Source organism: Streptomyces sp. M92 (assembly GCF_028473745.1).
GTDB lineage: Bacteria > Actinomycetota > Actinomycetes > Streptomycetales > Streptomycetaceae > Streptomyces.
In genome coordinates this window covers 5,738,837-5,755,217 of sequence record NZ_CP101137.1, presented here as the reverse complement: position 1 = coordinate 5,755,217, position 16,381 = coordinate 5,738,837, and the positions used below count along the sequence as shown (strand labels likewise).

Sequence of the window (16,381 nt, the reverse complement as noted above, 5' to 3'; positions counted from 1 at the left end):
TTCTGCCGGGTAGGGCTGGGCTTTCGTCCGGCGGCTGGAGCGTTCTGCGGTCGGGGTGACGACCGTTGCGGAGCGGCGGGCCTGGACTTTCCGCGGGCGCGACTCTGGACGAACAGTAGGGAACCCGACGATGCATCCGAGGAAGGCTGCGTGAGCGGGCAGGTTCCCCGGGGCTCCACCGGTTTGCCTGGCTCGTGCCCGTCGGACAGATGCCGACCACCTACTCCCACATCGGCGACCTCGTCTTGAGGAGCAGTACGAGAAGGTCATTTGATCCTCGTCCTGACATCGCGACAGGCGCGTGAAGGCGCATCTGAGGAAATCGCTGGTGACCAGGTCAAGGAGGAAGACAAAATGTCTTCGTGACCACCAGTAGTCGATGGATCAACCTTGCGGTCTCGCAGCTGCCGCCAGCGAAGCTGCGAACGCTCGCGAACGATGCGGGTCTTGAAGCGCGTCGGACTTCGGACGGCGGTTGGCGCGTGTGCGTGCAGGAGGACTATCGACGGAGTCAGTCACCATTGCTGCGCTCTGAGCGCGCCAGCGCAGCAGATCCGGCGTCCTTTTCGCGACTGACTGAACTGCTTGACACCTCCATAGAGATTTCCAGCCTCACTCAAGCTGGCCATGTGAAGGTCCGCCAGCAGCAGACGCCTGCTGCACTGGCGGCTCAGTTCCAACTCGAGTTTATGTTCACTCCCGGACAACAACTGGCCGGTGTCATGCGAACCTTCCTGAGTAAACGGGCGACGTTCCTCGACGGGCCAGCTTCTGAAATTCGAGTTGTGCTGAGCGATTCCGCCCTGCCTCGCCGGGCCCACTTCCCACGCATCCTCACCTCGCTGGCCTTCCAAAAGGAGGAGCTCCCTGCCATAGGTGGAGAAGTCGGCAAACTCTTCCCCGCCGCGCAAGGGCTCACGCAGGACGTTTCTATCGGTGCACTCACGTTCGTACTTCCAGCGCTCTCCGCTGCGTCTCCGAAGGTGCTTGGTGTAGCGGCTGCCCGCTTGCTCGCATGCGGTGTCTGGTTGTTTGGCGAGGCGCTGAGTGATGCGGATTGGCCAAGCAACCGCCTCACCGATGTGCTTCTCCCAACGGCGCGCTTCGATAACCCAAAGGGGCATGCGATCACCCCAAGCATTGAGATGACGGGTCCGTATCTCAGCTGGTGGGTGCAACGCTCCGCTGAACTCCTCCGCATAGCCACTGACCCTGCGGGCTTCAAAGATGAACAGGGCTTCTATGCGCCGACCCGCCACCTTGCCTTCATCGCGAGCCTGGGGCGCCTCTACCGTGACACGGCCGAGGCCATGCGATCGAACAGTCATAGTGTCGCCCTGCGCGCGGCATACGATGCACTCGATTGTCTGGAAGGAATGCGATGGAATGCATTCGACAATGCGACCAATCCTGGCAAAGTCCGTAAAGTATTGCAGGGGCTGCGCGAGACACTTCCTTCGCCGGTCGCCGAAGTGGCACTTCCTCTGTGCGAGCGTGCAGCACGAGCCGTGGAAGAGGTGCGGGACGGATTCATCAGCAGAAGTCGTCACTACTCCACCGACGGTTTGATTGGAATGCCAGGGAAAGGGGGTCCGAAAAATATCTCCTGGGACAAGGCCGTCCAGATGTACATCCGTTTGGACCGGAACAGTGCTCATTCATTTGGCAAAATCGAGGAGGATCCTCTCGACCGCAGTCTTCTTTTTGTCCACGAGGGGGTGATTCCCGCAGACCTCTGCTACCTTCCTTTCCTTCACCTGATGGACATGCTGGTGAACTGTGGACGCCTCGAAGTGCAGCTCTCCAAACGCCGCTAATACTCCAGTGCGACTTCGTGATCTGGTTCGATGACCTTGCGGGGTAGGCAGCTAGGCTTGTTGTGGAGGTGGGGCAGGATGGACGGACGCACGGTCATCCTGAACGAGTTGGCGCAAGGCATCCGTCCGCTCACCCAGGGCGTCGGCTGGTTCGGGGGCCTCGCCGACGCTGAGCAGTTTGAAGTCCTGCGCGACCTGGCAGGGTTCTGTATCCAGGCCCGCGCAACCAGCGAGGACGGGCCGGAGAGTATCCGCAGAGCTGGCATCCGGTTCACCCACACCCCGGCCGTGCTGGTCACACGCGGCCGCCTCACCGAGCAACTGACAAAGATCATCAACCTTCCGCAGGACGAGCGGGTCAAGGCATTCCGGCTGCTGGTCGCCCTGCTCGGCGTCGCTGATGATCGGCGGCGGCTCCGCTTCTGTGCTGGCGGATGCGGGCACGCCTGGCACCACCTGATGTCCGGAGTGGGCACCCAAACGGCCACCGCGTGATCATCGGGGGTTGTGCGGACTCCTGAAGATCGTGCGGTGGCCGCGGGCCACAGCGTAGACGCCGCCCGTTGGCGGGCGATGTTCGACCAGGCCATGGCCCGGATCGCGAGCAGGTTCAGGCGGGTTGAGCCGCGCGCCACGGCCCGCGCGTTCGTGCTCGGGTTGCTGTCCGGCGTCGAGCGGAAGAACTGCTGGCGGCTGGCCGAGCAGGCCGGCCATGCCCGCCCCGGGCCGATGCAGCGGCTGCTGCGAATCGCCCGCTGGGACGCCGACGCCCTTCGTGACGATGTGCGCGCCTACGTCCAAGAGCACCTCGGCGCCGACAACGGCGTTCTGATCGTCGACGACGAGACAGGCTTCCTCAAGAAGGGCGCCGCCTCGGCGGGCGTGCAGCGGCAGTACACCGGCACTGCGGGGCGGATCGAGAACAGCCAACGTCGGCACGGTTGAGCCGGTGATCCTCTTCGGCCAGCGATGCGACTGAGAGCAGACTAGTCTTCTGAGTCGGTATTTCGTTTCATTAGTAGGGTCTGTGCATGGCTCGGATGGGACGGCCCAAGGCTGAACTGGTGCTGACTGCTCAGGAACGCGATCAGCTGGAGGAGTTGGTCCGGCGCAGATCAACGCCGCGGGCGTTGGCTCTGCGCTGCCGGATCGTCCTGGCCTGTGCCACGGGCGCCACCAATCGCGAGGTGGCGCGTCAGGCTGGGGCGGAGGAGCACACGGTCGGCAAGTGGCGGGCGCGCTTTGTGCGCGACCGGTTGCCCGGGCTGGGTGACCTGCCGCGGCCGGGCGGACCGCGCACGGTGAGCGATGAGCACGTCGCCGTGGTGTTGCGCCGGACACTGGAGTCGACTCCGAAGAACGCCACGCACTGGTCGACGCGGGCGATGGCGAAGGAGATGAGGCTGTCGCAGTCGACCGTGTCGCGTATCTGGCGGGCCTTCGGCCTCCAGCCGCACCGCACCGAGACCTTCAAGCTGTCCACGGACCCGTACTTCATCGACAAGGCCCACGATGTCGTCGGCCTATATCTGGACCCGCCCGAGCAGGCGCTGGTGTTCTGCGTGGACGAGAAGTCGCAGATCCAGGCCCTGAACCGGACCCAGCCGGTGTTGCCGATGATGCCAGGTGTCCCTCAGCGCCTCACCCACGACTACGTGCGGGCGGGAACCACCACCTTGTTCGCTGCCCTGGAGGTGGCCACGGGGAAGGTAATCGGTTCCCTGCACCGCCGGCACCGCACCGCAGAGTTCAAGAAGTTCCTGGCCAAGCTCGACCGCGAAGTGCCGGCCGGGCTGCACGTGCACTTGGTGCTGGACAACTACGCCACTCACAAGACTGCGGCCGTCAAGCACTGGCTGCTGGCCCATCCCCGCTTCCACCTGCACTTCACCCCCACCGGTTCGTCCTGGCTGAACCTGGTGGAACGCTGGTTCGCGGAGCTGACGAACAAGCGGATGGGTGAAGCCCGCCGACGAGATCCTCGAACGCCTCGCCTCATATCTGAAGCGCATTCCTGAATCAGAAGACTAGGTTCTGTCGTCAAATGTCAGGCCCACACCAGAAGTGATGCGAGGGCTGATGCCGATCCAACCGCCCCAGGCCCGCTCGATGGCCACGTCGGACAGCGACGGGAACCGGTTGGCCAGATCCTTCCCCATGTCATGCACGACACTGGGGTCCGGGAGCGGGTAGGTCTGGCCACCCGCAGCAACGATGACTGAATCGTCACAAGAGCGCGGTCTCACTTCGAGTTGCTGCGCCGCAGAGGAGAGCTCGGCGACTGCCTGCGGTGAATCGGCCCCAGCGTGTCAGGGCGAGGCCCTAACGGCTATGCGATGCTGCGGTCGGCTCGCCGAGGCATGGTTCACGGATGAGCCGTCCAGCGCCTGGCGCACAGCCATACCAGGGCGACGGTGATCGAAACGACCGATACGGAGCCGAAGGCCACGATCAGCGGCGTGTGTGAAAGCGCGACTGCCACGATCGTCAAGCTGAGCGACAAGGCGCTCAGCAGTGCGAGGCTGCGGCCCGAGGAGGGGATGAGTCTGCCGATCCTGCCACGTCGCGGGCGATGCGCCTGCAGTGTCCGCAGACGGCGGCGGAACAGCTCATCCTGTTCCAGGGCAGCTGCTATCTGCTGCCAGATCTGCTGTTCTCGGGCTGACAGAGTGGGACTGTCCATGGCCTGTCTCCATGCTCGATGGGCGTCAGCGGCCCGCCGGACGGAACGGAGCATCCGCTGGCCGCAAACCGCACCCCTACGCCTGACGGAAGGGAAAGCCGGGATAGACGTAACCGGGCCCCCAGAACGGCGGATAACCGTAGAAGCCGTACACGTTGGTGTAGTACTCGGACTCATCGGTAAGTTCGGGATCGTAAACGGGGGCCTCGGCCACACGCTCGCGCGACTGGTCGATGAACACCTGGTCCTCGGTGATGTGCGTGACGGCGTCCACCGGCACGAATGACTTGGTCTCGCCGAAGCCCAGGAATCCACCGTGGGCCACGAGCAAGAAACGGACCTTGCGTTGCGGAGCGTCAACCAGAAGGTCTTCAATCTTGCCAATCTCGTTACCCTCGGTGTCAGCCACCTTGCGGCCTCGCACATCCTCTGCGGGGGTCTCCACCGTCTGCTCGGAGTCGCTGAGCTTCTCCAGTATCGGAGCGCCATCGGTCGCCATCTGCTATCTCCCTTGTCATGATTAACGCTGGACCACCCGGCAGACAGTGCACCCTGCTCTGCTGAGGCACTGCTCTCTGGCGGAGCATGCCGTGAGGCGCGTGCCCGGGCTCCGGGCCGCACAGCCAACCAGGCACCCGTGCTCGTCTGCTCGAAGCTGCTGGACGTTGCCCGCGTACCCGGTGGGCTGCCGGGCATTCAGGGTGGCTACGACCGGCCAGCTGACGGGCAGCAGGTGTGCAGACACGTCCGGGCGTTGCCACCAGCATGCCAACGGAGACCGCCGCCGTAGGTGGCGTTTGGTTGGCAGGCAGTCGTGTGATGTCCGGGTCGCGGGGTGTCAGGCTTCCCGAGCCTCGGTCAGTAACTTTGCGGTGGCGGTCGGGCGCAGGTGGGGAAACGCGTGCGCCCCCGGTACCGACACGGCGCGTCCCCGTACGGCGCGGCCTGCCAAGAGGCGAGTCCATTCCGGTGGACACAGTGCGTCGTGCTCCCCCGCCACGATGGTGGTCGGGCAGGTCACGGCGGGCAGGGCGTCTTCAGGAGTGTCTGCCTGGGCCGAACGGACGCAGTTCATCAGCCGCCGCGGTCCGGCCTTCAGGTAAGAGGGCAGTAGCGTCGGTACCACAGAGGGGGATTCATGGAGGGCTGTGCGAGCGAACGCCACCACCAGCGGGCGCGCCGACCGCAGCGGCGGCGGGAAGGTGGGGGCCAGCATGACGAGAGCCTCTACTCGCTCGGGCGCCGTCACGGTTGCGTGCAGCGCTGCCTGAGCGCCAGTGGAGTGGCCGGCGAGGAGCACCGGGCCCTGCGGAACGGTGGCCAACCACCGAGCCACCATGTCGGCGAGCGGCCCGAGGGCCTCGGAGCATACCGGGTCGGCCGGTCCGCCGAAGCCCGGTACGTCCAGCAGACGTACGGGCCCTCGCCTTGCGCATTCCCGCAGGGTGCGCAGTAGGTAACCGGGCGCCCCCAGGCCAGGCACCAGCACCGTCAGGGGGCCGTCACCTCGGGCGCCACTGCTCGTGCCCAAACTGCGGACCGTCTTCGAACCCACGCGGTCGTAGTGAACGTGGAGGTGGGGACTCTCGGCCTGCAGCATCGCTACCTGGTACCCGTTGATCAGGGAGCCATGAGTTCACGCAGCACGGAGCGCCTGTTCGGACGCTCCCGCTCCGGCCGCTCCAGCGGCGAGCACGTGATGAGCGGTCGATGGTCACAGCACCGGGTCGCGCACACGCATTGCGGCCGCTTGGTGTTTCCCGATCGGTGTCTGTTCGTCAATGTGCCGATGCTCAATCTCGTGGAACCACGACCGTCGACGCTGGTCGGCAAGGACGGAGCCGAGCGTCCAAGCGTCAGCCAAGAGAGGTGAGCAGGTCGTTGCACGCCTCTTCGCAGCGTCGGCAAGCGTCCGCGCAGATCCGGCAGTGGTCGTGCATGTCGGCATGGCGCCCGCACTCGTCGCCGCAGGCTTTGCAGGCGACGGCGCACGCCTGGAGGATTGCGCGCGTGATGCTGGCGTCGTAGCCGGTGTGGCGGGAGATCACTGCAGCGGTCGCAGTGCAGATGTCGGCGCAGTCGGCGTTGGTGCGGATGCACTTGGTCAGTTCATTGACCGTGTCTTCGGACAGGCAGGCGTCTGCGCAGGCGGTACAAGCCTGGGCGCAGGCGATGCATTCCTCGATGCAGCGGGCGAGCTTGTCGCGATTCAGGTTGCCCAGGTCGGCGGGGTAGGTGGCGAGCATGTCCTTGACCGCAGTGGTCATGAGGTCTCCAGGGTGTTGATGTCGGGGGTGCGGCGGTGACCGCGTTGTATGCGTAACACCGGGCGGTGAACTCAAACGCGTGAGCGACGCTGCCCTCCAAAGTGAGGCTTGCGTCCACGCCTCCAAGAGACAGGCCCGAGTCCCCCCTCGGCGTCGAAACTGCCACCTATCGCCGTAGAGCCTTCTGCTCTGTGAGGGCGGCCCTGCCGCAGCAGGAGGAACCCTGTCCACCACTTCGCAGGACGCAACCGCCGACGGTGGCGGCAGAGAGACCTACACGGCATGTTCCAGGCGCTCTGAAGGTCGACACCTCGGTCGGTACTCCCTCGCTTACGTCCCGCGTGTGCCGGAGTCCTCGGCACCCTGGGCGTGGATTTGGACATCAGGTTGTGGCGGGCAGGAGAGCTCGTCACAAGTGCGTGAATACCCGTTGCCAACCAAATGGGCTGCACCCCTCCGCGTAGTCGCCACCGGCGATGACGATGCTGGGCCGCCACCGAGGGCTGCTCTTTCTCACGCTGGAAGGCTGGCCCGTGTCGGCAGACGTCGGTCGTCTCCTCGCGCGTCAGGGTGACGACGCGATGAAGCGCCGTAACAGCGGCACCGGGTACCCGGCGGCGAGCAGCGGGCCACGCACGTCGCGGTCGAGGTCGGGCAGGTAGCCGATCAGCACGTCGGCCGGCCCGATGATCTCGACTTCGCCGCACGCCGCGGGCAGCAGCAGCGTCTCGGCCCGGCCGAGCACCTCGCTCCACGTACCCGCGCGTACCCGTACTGGGGCGCCGACGTTCGACAGGATCTGCGCGGTGGCGAATGCGTGCCGCATCGGCTCTGCGGTCCCGGCACGCCAGCGTTCGAGCGCGAAGTACGGGCCCGCGCACAGGAACACCCGCTCCACCGCGTCCCCGACGGCGATGCTCAGCCCGGGGGTGAAGTCCGGGCGGGTCTCCAGGTCGACCTGGCGCATCAGCATGTCGAGGTTGGTGCGGAATTCCGCGTCGCCCACCGGGGAGCCGTCCTCCATCTTCCAGCGCATCGCGTGCTGCTGGATGTCGGACGTCTGCTCGATCTCGTAGACGAGCGTGTCGGGCCCGAAGCTGTGCAGTGTGCCGCCGGGCACGTACAGGGTCTCTCCCGCGCGCACCGGCAAGCGGCGCAGCACCGTGTCGAAGTCCTGTGCCTCCAGAGCGGTACGCAACCGGTCGGCCGTCACCCCTTGCTCGACCCCGCAAAGGGCGGTCGCGCCGGGGGTCGCGTCCAGGATGTGCCAGGCTTCGGTCTTGCCGTTGGGCTGTTTCTCCAGGCGCCGGGCCGCCTCGTCGTCGGCGTGCAGGTGCACGGGAAGGGTGCCGGTGGCGTCGATGAACTTCGTCAGCAGGGGGAAGTACGTGCCGGACCAGCCGGCGCCCATGAGTGCTTCGGGGTGGTCGCCGAGCACCCGGTGCAGTGACCGGCCGGCCATGGGGCCGTTGGTCACGACACTACGGTGGCCAGCGACGTCGCTGCATTCCCAGGTCTCCGCGACGCTCCAGTCCGGTAGGCCCGTCTTGCCCAGGCGCCGGGCGATCGCCTGGCCACCGAAGACCAAAGGCTTCACCGTGACGGTCAGTCGCAGCGGATACAGGGGCTTCCCCTTGTCGCTCACAGGATCGGCTGCCCGCCGGTGACAGCGATGCGGGCCCCGGAGACGTAGCTGGCCTCGTCGGAGGCGAGCATGACGTACACGGGTGCCAGTTCGGCCGGCTGGCCCGGCCGACCGAGCGGTACCTGTGAGCCGAAGTTCTCGACCTGCTCTGGCGGCATGGTCGCGGGGATGAGCGGTGTCCAGATGGGTCCCGGAGCTACGCTGTTGGCTCGGATGCCCTTGGAGGCCAGCATCTGGGCGAGGGAGCCGACCATGTTGGCGATGCCCGCCTTGGTGACGTCGTAAGCCAGCAGTTGCGGTGGCGGGTTGTCGGAGTTGACCGACGTGCTGCCGATGATCGCCGATCCGGGCCGCATGTGGGGTACGGCGGTCTTGGTCAGGTGGAAGAAGGCGCTGAGGTTGATCGCCAGGGTACGGTCCCATTCCTCGTCGGGAATGTCTGTGACGGAATCGCGTGTCATCTGGTGGGCGGCGTTGTTGACCAGCACGTCGACTCGGCCGAACTCCCGCACGGCAATGTCGATGATCGCCCGGCAGTGTGCCGGGTCGGCGACGTCTCCGGGCACCAGCACGCACGTACGGCCGGCGTCTCGAACCCAGCGCGCGGTCTCCTCGGCGTCCTCGTGCTCGTCGAGGTAGGAGAGCAGGAGGTCAGCGCCCTCACGGGCGTAGGCGATCGCCACCGCACGTCCGATCCCGCTGTCTCCGCCGGTGATCACGGCCGCTTTACCGGTCAGCCGTCCGGACCCTCGGTAGCTGTCTTCACCGTGGTCGGGCTCGGGCACCATCTCAGTGGTCACACCGGGCGGGACCTGCTGCTGACGAGGCTGAGACATCACGGCTCCAAAGGTGACGCGTACTGGGGGGCGGCACCGAGCGCCTCGGAACCTGGTGGGACGGTCGGAGCGCCGAGTACCCCGTCCCTCCTGATCCCACCCGTAGGGTGCGTCCTGCCGCTTCACCGCTCGCGGAACGTGGAGCCGCGTCAGGGAGCAGCGGGGACAGTTCCTGGTCCGGCTCGTTGAGAAGCGTGAACCGTGCGTCGTCGGCAGCGTCCCGCACAACACGAGGGGAAACGGCGTTCCGGGACTTTGGCCCGGCAGCGGCCCCGCCGCTGCGGCTGGCTCTCGGTGCCGCGCAGGGGGCGGACCGAGCTTGGCACTCGCCCGCTCGGCGTCGGCGAAGCTCCCCTGAGTGTCCCTCGCCGTCCCGCGGGCACTCGGCCCGCGAACGGGGCCAAAGAGGAGGAAGTGTGCAGCTGTCATTTCTGACACCACTGTTCGATCGTGGCGGGCCATGGGCCACCGTGTACTTCGACCCGGCTCAGAACGACGAGTCGGGCGCCAAGCGACGCGAGCTGTCCGTACGGGAGGCGTGCCGCACGTTGGAGGAAGCGGGTGCCGACGCGGCGACCGTCCAAGCCGTGCGGGAGGCGTTGACGGACATCGGGCCCGCGGAGGACCCGGCCGGTCGCGTGGTCTTCGCGGCCGGCGGGAACGTGGTGCTCAGCCACCGTCTCTCCCGGCCGCCGCAGGGTCAGATCGCCTGCTGGGCCGCTCTGCCCAGGTTGACGCCGTTGCTGGAGCTGTCCAGTCAGGACCCGGACTGCCTAGTGGCGTACATCGACCGGACCGGCGCCGACTTCGAGCTGCGCGGCGCGGCGGGCCCGCAGGTCGCCGGCCAGACGGAGGGGCAGCAGTGGCCGGTCCACCGTACGGCCTCGGTGGACTGGTCCGAGCGGCACTTCCAGCTCAAGGTCGAGAACACCTGGGAGCACAACGCGGGCGAGATCGCCGAAGCGCTGGGGACCGCGTACGAGGAGAGCGGCGCCGACCTGGTCGTGCTGGTCGGTGACCCCCGTGAGCGGCCTGCCGTGCGTGACCGGCTCCCCGAAGCGCTCCGTACGGTGACGGTGGAAACCGAGCATGGCGGGCGCGCCGCCGGCTCCTCCTCTTCCGCGCTTGAGGGAGCCATCGAGCAGGCGCGGCAGCAGTACACCCGGCGGCGCGTCGATGCGGCCCTCGACCGTTTCAGCGCCGGGAGGGTGGGCACCGACGGGCAGACGGACGCGGTCGAGGGTGTCCCCGCCGTGATCGAGGCTGCCCGCGAGCACCGCATGGACACGCTCCTGGTCCGTCCCGGCGGGCCCGACCTGGCGCGTGAGACGTGGATAGGCGCCGAACCTGATCAGGTAGCGGTGCGCCGGACCGACGTGCAGACCCTCGGAGAGGGTGATCCGATCTCCGTGCGTGCCGACGACGCACTGCTGCGGTCGGCCGCCGCCACCGCGTCCGACGTTCTGATCGTTCCCTCTCCGGACGGGGACGGTTCCGACGGTTCCGACATCCCTGTGGGGGGCCTCGGCGCCCTGCTGCGCTGGACCTACGAACCGTCCCAGACCTGATGAAGCACACAAAAGATTCGAGGTCAGCTCATGGAGCGAGGCAGCAATCCGGTCAGTCCGCGCAAGGACGACGAGATGAAGCACGAGTTGGAGGGCCACCTGCGCTCGGGCTGGCCGACACACGCGGAGGAAGCGTACGAGCCAGAGCCGCCGGCGGACGACGACATCCGCACGGACCCGAGCGGACCGGTCCCGGCGTCCGGGGAAGAGCGGGAGCAGGGCCGAGTGACTGCCGAGGCGGAGTCGCTGAGGGGCGAACTGGCACGGCATCTGGAGCGCACCGCCTTCCCCGCCGACCGGGAGACGGTGCTGGATGTACTCGAAGCCCATCACGCACCGGACGCGACGCTGCAGGCTGTGCGGGAACTGCCGGACGGCGGCGAGTACGCCAATGTGACGGAGATCGTCAACGCCCTGTACAACGGCGCGCGGACCGAACCCTGAGCCGAAGCAGTCGCAACCGGTCAATTCGTGCTCCGCCGCCAAGCGGTGGAGCCCGGATTGAGCGAGCCGTCCCGTTGGAGGTGTGCGAGCATGACTCCTTCGCGCAGCGCCCAGGGGGAGAGCACGACTTGGTCGATGTCGAGGGAGCGCATGGTGGTGTGCGCGACGATCGCGCCGGCCACACACTGGCGGGCACGGCCGGCGGAGATGCCCGGCAGTTCGGCCCGGTCAGGCGCGGGTAGTCCGACCAGTGTCTTCAGTGCCGCCTTCATATCGCTGCGGGACAGATGACGAGGAACGAACGGCCCTTCACGGCGGGGTGCGGCACCACACAGGCGGCCGAGCTGGTGAAAGGTGCGGGAGGTGGCCACGGCGGTGCGCGGGCGCTCCCACTGGATGCGGGCGGCGACGTCTCGCAGTTCGTGGCGCACCCGTCGTCGTACCTGCCTCACCAGCTCGGGCGCGGGAACGCTGTCCTGATCCAGGTAGTCCCGTGTCAGGCGCCCGGCGCCAAGCGGTAGCGAGGCAGCGAAATCCGGTGTTCCGCCGCGACCGAAAGCGACTTCGAGGGAACCTCCGCCAATGTCAAGAAGGGCCATCGGTCCGGCCCGCCAGCCGATCCACTGCCGGGCGGCCAGGAATGTCAGTTCGGCTTCCGTCACCCCGGACATCACGTGCAGGGACAGACCGGTGCGGGCACGTACGGCGGCCACGATCTCTTCGCGATTGACGGCGTCCCGGACGGCGGCTGTGGCGAACACGAGCGGCTCAGTCACCTTCCATCGGAGGGCCTCCTCTTTGACCTCGGTAAGCGCCTCGACCAGACACTCGACGGCGTCCGCCGCGAGCCGGCCGTCTGCCGAGACGCGTTCGGCGAGGTGAAGCCGCCGCCTGCTGGTGTGCACGGGCAGCGGAAGGCCCCCGTCTTGCTCGGTGATGACCAGCCTCACCGTGTTCGAACCGACGTCCGCTACCCCGAGTCGCATGGGCAGTGAGTACCCACGAGCCGACTCGTACGCCTGTCCGTCAGCAGGCCCCCCGCCATCGCAGGCGGGACGCCCCGGTTTCGTGGGTCCCCGGTAGGACACCCAAAAACGGCCATAAGGTGCACGCTTGTCGCGCCACCTGTGCAACCGTGGAACGCGAAGGGACGGAGAGGACACATGAAGGCTGTCGTGTGGCACGCACTGGGGGACATACGTCTGGACGACGTGCCGGAACCGGAGATCAAGGACCCGTACGACGCGATCGTGCGGATCACGACGTCCGCCATCTGCGGCACCGACCTGCACTTCATCCGCGGCACCATGCCCGGCATGCAGGAGGGACGCATCCTCGGTCATGAGGCCGTCGGCGTCGTGGAGGAGGTCGGTTCCGGGGTGCGTAACCTCCGTCCCGGTGACCGAGTGGTGGTGCCGTCCACCGTGGCGTGCGGAACGTGCAGCTACTGCCGGGCCGGCTACTACGCGCAGTGCGACAACGCCAACCCGGGCGGCCGACGGGCGGGCACCGTGTTCTTCGGCGGCCCGGAGGCCGCCGGAGGACTGGACGGTCTGCAGGCCGAGTACGCCCGTATCCCGTTCGCGCACGTCGGACTGGTCCCGCTGCCGGACACCGTCGATGACGCACAGGCCATCCTGCTCTCCGACATCTACCCCACGGCGTGGTTCGGGGCACGGCTGGCGGAGGTCGGAGACGGCGACACCGTGGCGATCGTGGGTGCCGGGCCGGTCGGTCAGGCGGCCATCGCCTGCGCCCGTCTCCAGGGAGCCGGGCGCATCATCGTCGTCGACGGCCTGGCGGATCGGCTGGACCTGGCGCGCGACCAGCATGCCGAAACGGTCGACTTCAACGCCGAGGATCCGGTCGAGGCTGTTCTGGAGTTGACCGGCGGCATCGGTGTGGACCGCGTGATCGAGGCCGTGGGTGTGGATGCTCAGCGGCCGTCCCACGGCCCGGCGGCCGAAGCACTGCGTGATCAGGGCGAGCAGTTCGCGCACGAACGCCAGGAGGCGGCTCCCGAACAGAATCCGGACGGCAGCACGTGGGTGCCCGGTGACGCCCCGACGCTGGCCGCTCGCTGGGCGGTGCAGATGTCGGCGAAGGCCGGCACGATCGGCACGGTCGGTGTCTATCCGCCGCAGGTGCAGCACTATCCGTTCGGCGAGGCGTTCATGAAGAACCTCACCCTGAAGATGGGCAACTGCAACCACCGCCGATACGTGCCCGAGCTCGTGTCCATGGTCGCCGCCGGCCGGCTCGACCCCACCCCGCTGATCACCCGCTGGGTCGGAACCGAGGACGCGCTCGATGCCTACCGCACCTTCGACCGGAGGGAAGCGGGCTGGACCAAGGTGACTCTCGGCGTGGCGGGCGACGGCTCGGTCGCCCCTGGTCTGGGCGAAGCGGCCGGCACCGGAGCCGCCACCACCGCCGGCACGCAGGGACCCAGGACGACGGACCAAGGCAGCCGAGGTGACCGATCATGACCGCCAAGGCCGGTGAGAAAGCGCAGAAGACGGGCGACTTCTACTGCGCGCACTGCAGCGAGAAGGTGCATGTGACACAGGGAGACAAGATCCCGTCCTGCCCCAACGGGCACAAGGAGTTCGAGACCCGCAGGAACGAACCCGGCAACAAGTCCTGAACGGAAGCTTCGGCACCAAGGGACCTTGCGAGCACGGTCGCCTCAAGTGCAGCGCTCCTGGCCACGCCGTTGTGTCGATGCCAGGCCCCGACAACCGAACACGAAGCCCATTGAACTCGGTCGGTGCTCTCGCATCAGGACGCGAGATTCTTGTCTGAACGGTCGCCTCACAGCGCTCTCAGTGGCCTTCCGCCCGCTGTGCCCTTCCCGCCCCCTGGGACTCCGACAGGAGAACCGAATGATCACCGAACGGCCGCTTCCCACGTCGGATCCGCGCATCGGAGTGCTCGGCTCCTACGGCGGGCTGGACACGGGGGACGAAGCGATCCTCACCTGCGTCCTCACCTGCCTGCGCGCGCACAGCCCCCATGCGTCCCTGATCGTCCTCAGTCGAGACGCCGAGCACACCCGTGCGCACCAACCGCTCGCGGATGAGGTGCTGCATTGGGAGGGAGTCCCGCACCGGCAGCTGCATGACGCCGTCGCGGGCCTGGATCTGCTCGTGCTGGGCGGGGGCGGAGTCCTCTACGACGGCGAGGCACGCCGCTATCCGCGACTTGTCGCAGCGGCGCAGGCCGGCGGCGTGCGGACGCTCGCCTACGCGGTCGGCGCCGGTCCCCTGCGCGAACCGGATGACCGTGAGGCAGTGCGGACGGTGGTGTCGGCCATGGACGACGTGATGGTACGGGACGAGGAGTCACGGCTGGTTCTGGAGGAGGTCGGTGTCGAGCGTGACATCACTGTCACCGCAGACCCGGCCCTACTGCTGCCGGCGGAGCCGTTCACCGCGGAGATGATGGCCGGCGAGGGCGCCCCGACCGATACCCGGCTGGTGGGCATGTCGGTGCGGGAGCCGGGCCGGGCGGCCGAGCACCTGGACGAGGGCGACTACCATGCGCTGCTCGCCGGCGTCGCCGATTTCCTGGTACGGCGCCTCGATGCCCACGTGGTTTTCGTACCGATGGAACGCCAGGACGTTCGGCACGCCCACGCCGTCCTGTCCAGGATGGCGGCACCCGACAGGGGCCGGATCATGAACGGTGCATACAGTCCCGGGCAGATCCTCGGACTGATGCGTCACCTGGACCTGGTTGTCGGCATGCGCCTGCACTTCCTGATCTTCGCCGCGCTTTCCGGCCTGCCTGTGCTGCCCTTGCCCTACGCAGGCAAGGTGTTCGACTTCGCCCGTCGGCTGGGCGCACCGACGCTCGTCGGCGTAGCACGCGAACAGTTCGGGCTTCTGCTGGCGGAACTGGACCGGCTGTGGGACGAGTTCCCACAGCGGCGCCCGGAGCTCGTTGCGCGCGTGCGGAGTCTGCAGGTCCTCGCACGTGAGACGGGCGTCCGCTGTGGGGCTCTGCTTGACGACCTTCCCAGTCGTTCCGGAGTGGCACCGGGTTCGGGACAGAGGAAACCGCCGCTGGCCATGGGCAGGACGTGAGAACAGTGGAGCCGACCCGCCGGACACCGGGCCGTGTGTTCGGCCGGGCAGAGAGGCAGGCGGGTGTCGGTGAGATGGTGCGTATGAGCGTGCGTGCGAGCGCTGGAGAAGGCGCCCCAGTGCGGGAGGCCAGCAGTCGGCCATCTCGCCGACCTCAGTAAACGTGCTGGATCCGTTGGAGCCGAAGCTCAGCGCACCGAGGTTCTGATCCTCGTCCCCTTCGAAGAACAGGAAGCCACTCATGCATCCGGTGCCGTTGGGGACTATCGATCCGGGGGCTTTCCCTCACTTCTGCGCCGACGGGTCACGCGCCGTTGTCGTCAGGGCACCGCGTGCCCGCCTCTGTCCGCCGCGGTCTCCGCCGAATGCGCTGCCTCCGTTTGCGCGCTCCCGCCCGGGGATACACGGTCGTGGCATTCCGGTCATCACAGGAGAGAGGGGCGTCGCATGGGCCACGGCGGAGACGTCGTCGCGGAGCTGACCACCGATCACCGCGAGGTAGAAGAGCTGTTCGGGAAGATCGAAAGTCTGAGCCCGGGTGATGAGCAGCGCAAGAAGTACGCAGATCAGGCCGTGATCGAGCTGGTCCGGCACTCGGTGGCCGAAGAGGCGTACCTCTATCCGGCTGTCCGGGAGTTCCTGCCCGACGGCGACAGGGTCGCCGACAAGGAGATCGAGGATCACGCCGAGGCCGAGCGGACGATGAAGGAACTCGAGGGTCTCGAGGCCGACGACCCCGAGTTCGACCGGCTCATTGGCGAGCTGATGACCGAGATCCGCTCACATGTCCGCGATGAGGAGGACAACCTCTTCCCCCAGCTGCGGTCGGCGACCACCGAGGACGAGCTGATGAAACTGGGCGACAAGGTCCGGCAGGCCAAGAAGACCGCCCCCACACGTCCGCACCCCTCGGCCCCGGACACCCCACCCGCCAACAAGCTGCTGGCTCCGGGCGCGGGCATGGTGGACCGCGTCAGGGACGCCCTCACGGGGCGCGGCAAGGACTGACGAGAACGGCGGCTCCAGTGGAGTT

17 protein-coding genes and 2 pseudogenes are annotated in these 16,381 nt (G+C 67.3%); 11 read left to right on the top strand and 8 right to left on the bottom strand.

Going from position 1 to position 16,381, the window contains the following annotated elements; translation table 11 throughout:
• The first annotated feature begins 362 nt into the window (after positions 1-362).
• From M6G08_RS26105 to M6G08_RS26090, 4 genes and pseudogenes are all read left to right on the top strand, one after another.
• Entirely contained in the window at positions 363-1,817 is a 1,455-nt protein-coding gene (locus M6G08_RS26105; RefSeq protein ID WP_272589576.1) for a hypothetical protein, read from the top strand.
• A 78-nt stretch (positions 1,818-1,895) separates the two neighbouring features.
• A complete protein-coding gene (locus tag M6G08_RS26100) occupies positions 1,896-2,312 on the top strand; it encodes a DUF5958 family protein (protein WP_272589575.1) in 417 nt (138 codons plus the stop codon).
• Positions 2,313-2,405: 93 nt separating this feature from the next.
• Positions 2,406-2,747 (top strand): annotated as a pseudogene (locus M6G08_RS26095) (transposase); the annotation flags it as partial.
• Positions 2,748-2,848: 101 nt separating this feature from the next.
• Positions 2,849-3,775: pseudogene (locus M6G08_RS26090) on the top strand (IS630 family transposase); the annotation flags it as partial.
• A gap of 69 nt (positions 3,776-3,844) precedes the next feature.
• Here the strand turns inward: M6G08_RS26090 and M6G08_RS26085 are convergent.
• The 4 genes from M6G08_RS26085 to M6G08_RS26070 all read right to left on the bottom strand — a co-directional run bounded on the left by M6G08_RS26085 (position 3,845) and on the right by M6G08_RS26070 (position 6,100).
• Positions 3,845-3,976 (bottom strand): hypothetical protein, encoded by a 132-nt coding sequence (locus M6G08_RS26085; RefSeq protein WP_272589574.1) that lies wholly within the window; start codon positions 3,974-3,976, stop codon positions 3,845-3,847.
• A 206-nt stretch (positions 3,977-4,182) separates the two neighbouring features.
• On the bottom strand, positions 4,183-4,500 hold the full coding sequence (locus tag M6G08_RS26080) for a hypothetical protein (RefSeq protein ID WP_272589573.1): 318 nt from the start codon (positions 4,498-4,500) through the stop codon (positions 4,183-4,185).
• Between the two features lie 76 nt (positions 4,501-4,576).
• Positions 4,577-4,999 carry a PRC-barrel domain-containing protein gene (locus tag M6G08_RS26075; RefSeq protein ID WP_272589572.1) on the bottom strand — a complete coding sequence of 141 codons (423 nt, stop codon included), beginning with the start codon at positions 4,997-4,999 and terminating at the stop codon, positions 4,577-4,579.
• A 339-nt stretch (positions 5,000-5,338) separates the two neighbouring features.
• Positions 5,339-6,100 (bottom strand): alpha/beta fold hydrolase, encoded by a 762-nt coding sequence (locus tag M6G08_RS26070; RefSeq protein WP_272589571.1) that lies wholly within the window; start codon positions 6,098-6,100, stop codon positions 5,339-5,341.
• A gap of 30 nt (positions 6,101-6,130) precedes the next feature.
• Between M6G08_RS26070 and M6G08_RS26065 the strand changes: the two genes are divergently transcribed.
• Positions 6,131-6,373: a hypothetical protein gene (locus M6G08_RS26065; protein WP_272589570.1), complete on the top strand. Its 243-nt coding sequence runs from the start codon at positions 6,131-6,133 to the stop codon at positions 6,371-6,373.
• On the opposite strand, the gene M6G08_RS26060 is transcribed toward M6G08_RS26065, so the two are convergent.
• The 3 genes from M6G08_RS26060 to M6G08_RS26050 form a co-directional block, all read right to left on the bottom strand.
• The gene (locus M6G08_RS26060) at positions 6,357-6,767 is read right to left on the bottom strand and encodes a four-helix bundle copper-binding protein (RefSeq protein WP_272589569.1); all 411 of its coding nucleotides are present in this window, start codon (positions 6,765-6,767) and stop codon (positions 6,357-6,359) included. The genes M6G08_RS26065 and M6G08_RS26060 overlap by 17 nt on opposite strands.
• 565 nt (positions 6,768-7,332) lie before the next feature.
• Entirely contained in the window at positions 7,333-8,244 is a 912-nt protein-coding gene (locus M6G08_RS26055; RefSeq protein WP_272589568.1) for a class I mannose-6-phosphate isomerase, read from the bottom strand.
• 164 nt (positions 8,245-8,408) lie between these two features.
• Entirely contained in the window at positions 8,409-9,248 is an 840-nt protein-coding gene (locus M6G08_RS26050; RefSeq protein ID WP_272589567.1) for an SDR family oxidoreductase, read from the bottom strand.
• Between the two features lie 416 nt (positions 9,249-9,664).
• Between M6G08_RS26050 and M6G08_RS26045 the strand changes: the two genes are divergently transcribed.
• Both M6G08_RS26045 and M6G08_RS26040 read left to right on the top strand, forming a co-directional pair.
• A complete protein-coding gene (locus M6G08_RS26045; protein WP_272589566.1) occupies positions 9,665-10,816 on the top strand; it encodes a baeRF2 domain-containing protein in 1,152 nt (383 codons plus the stop codon).
• A gap of 30 nt (positions 10,817-10,846) precedes the next feature.
• Complete coding sequence (locus tag M6G08_RS26040) at positions 10,847-11,260, top strand: DUF2795 domain-containing protein (protein WP_272589565.1); 414 nt, start codon at positions 10,847-10,849, stop codon at positions 11,258-11,260.
• A 20-nt stretch (positions 11,261-11,280) separates the two neighbouring features.
• Here the strand turns inward: M6G08_RS26040 and M6G08_RS26035 are convergent, their stop codons facing one another.
• Positions 11,281-12,246 carry a Ppx/GppA family phosphatase gene (locus tag M6G08_RS26035; protein WP_272589564.1) on the bottom strand — a complete coding sequence of 322 codons (966 nt, stop codon included), beginning with the start codon at positions 12,244-12,246 and terminating at the stop codon, positions 11,281-11,283.
• A 177-nt stretch (positions 12,247-12,423) separates the two neighbouring features.
• Between M6G08_RS26035 and M6G08_RS26030 the strand changes: the two genes are divergently transcribed.
• From M6G08_RS26030 to M6G08_RS26015, 4 genes are all read left to right on the top strand, one after another.
• A complete protein-coding gene (locus M6G08_RS26030; protein ID WP_272589563.1) occupies positions 12,424-13,749 on the top strand; it encodes a zinc-dependent alcohol dehydrogenase in 1,326 nt (441 codons plus the stop codon).
• Complete coding sequence (locus M6G08_RS26025; RefSeq protein ID WP_073728181.1) at positions 13,746-13,907, top strand: zinc ribbon-containing protein; 162 nt, start codon at positions 13,746-13,748, stop codon at positions 13,905-13,907. The genes M6G08_RS26030 and M6G08_RS26025 overlap by 4 nt, the downstream gene beginning before the upstream one ends.
• A 238-nt stretch (positions 13,908-14,145) precedes the next feature.
• Positions 14,146-15,348, top strand: coding sequence for a polysaccharide pyruvyl transferase family protein (locus M6G08_RS26020; RefSeq protein WP_272589562.1), 1,203 nt, complete (start codon positions 14,146-14,148; stop codon positions 15,346-15,348).
• 447 nt (positions 15,349-15,795) lie between these two features.
• Positions 15,796-16,356 (top strand): hemerythrin domain-containing protein, encoded by a 561-nt coding sequence (locus M6G08_RS26015; protein ID WP_272589561.1) that lies wholly within the window; start codon positions 15,796-15,798, stop codon positions 16,354-16,356.
• Positions 16,357-16,381: the final 25 nt, after the last annotated feature.

Excerpts from the sequence above, each read along its gene's own strand:
- M6G08_RS26100 (WP_272589575.1), top strand. The coding sequence starts at position 1,896 with ATGGACGGACGCACGGTCATCCTGAACGAGTTGGCGCAAGGCATCCGT.
- M6G08_RS26085 (WP_272589574.1), bottom strand. The coding sequence starts at position 3,976 with ATGGGGAAGGATCTGGCCAACCGGTTCCCGTCGCTGTCCGACGTGGCC.
- M6G08_RS26080 (WP_272589573.1), bottom strand. The coding sequence starts at position 4,500 with ATGGACAGTCCCACTCTGTCAGCCCGAGAACAGCAGATCTGGCAGCAG.
- M6G08_RS26075 (WP_272589572.1), bottom strand. The coding sequence starts at position 4,999 with ATGGCGACCGATGGCGCTCCGATACTGGAGAAGCTCAGCGACTCCGAG.
- M6G08_RS26070 (WP_272589571.1), bottom strand. The coding sequence starts at position 6,100 with ATGCTGCAGGCCGAGAGTCCCCACCTCCACGTTCACTACGACCGCGTG.
- M6G08_RS26065 (WP_272589570.1), top strand. The coding sequence starts at position 6,131 with ATGAGTTCACGCAGCACGGAGCGCCTGTTCGGACGCTCCCGCTCCGGC.
- M6G08_RS26060 (WP_272589569.1), bottom strand. The coding sequence starts at position 6,767 with ATGACCACTGCGGTCAAGGACATGCTCGCCACCTACCCCGCCGACCTG.
- M6G08_RS26050 (WP_272589567.1), bottom strand. The coding sequence starts at position 9,248 with ATGTCTCAGCCTCGTCAGCAGCAGGTCCCGCCCGGTGTGACCACTGAG.
- M6G08_RS26040 (WP_272589565.1), top strand. The coding sequence starts at position 10,847 with ATGGAGCGAGGCAGCAATCCGGTCAGTCCGCGCAAGGACGACGAGATG.
- M6G08_RS26035 (WP_272589564.1), bottom strand. The coding sequence starts at position 12,246 with ATGCGACTCGGGGTAGCGGACGTCGGTTCGAACACGGTGAGGCTGGTC.
- M6G08_RS26030 (WP_272589563.1), top strand. The coding sequence starts at position 12,424 with ATGAAGGCTGTCGTGTGGCACGCACTGGGGGACATACGTCTGGACGAC.
- M6G08_RS26025 (WP_073728181.1), top strand. The coding sequence starts at position 13,746 with ATGACCGCCAAGGCCGGTGAGAAAGCGCAGAAGACGGGCGACTTCTAC.
- M6G08_RS26020 (WP_272589562.1), top strand. The coding sequence starts at position 14,146 with ATGATCACCGAACGGCCGCTTCCCACGTCGGATCCGCGCATCGGAGTG.
- M6G08_RS26015 (WP_272589561.1), top strand. The coding sequence starts at position 15,796 with ATGGGCCACGGCGGAGACGTCGTCGCGGAGCTGACCACCGATCACCGC.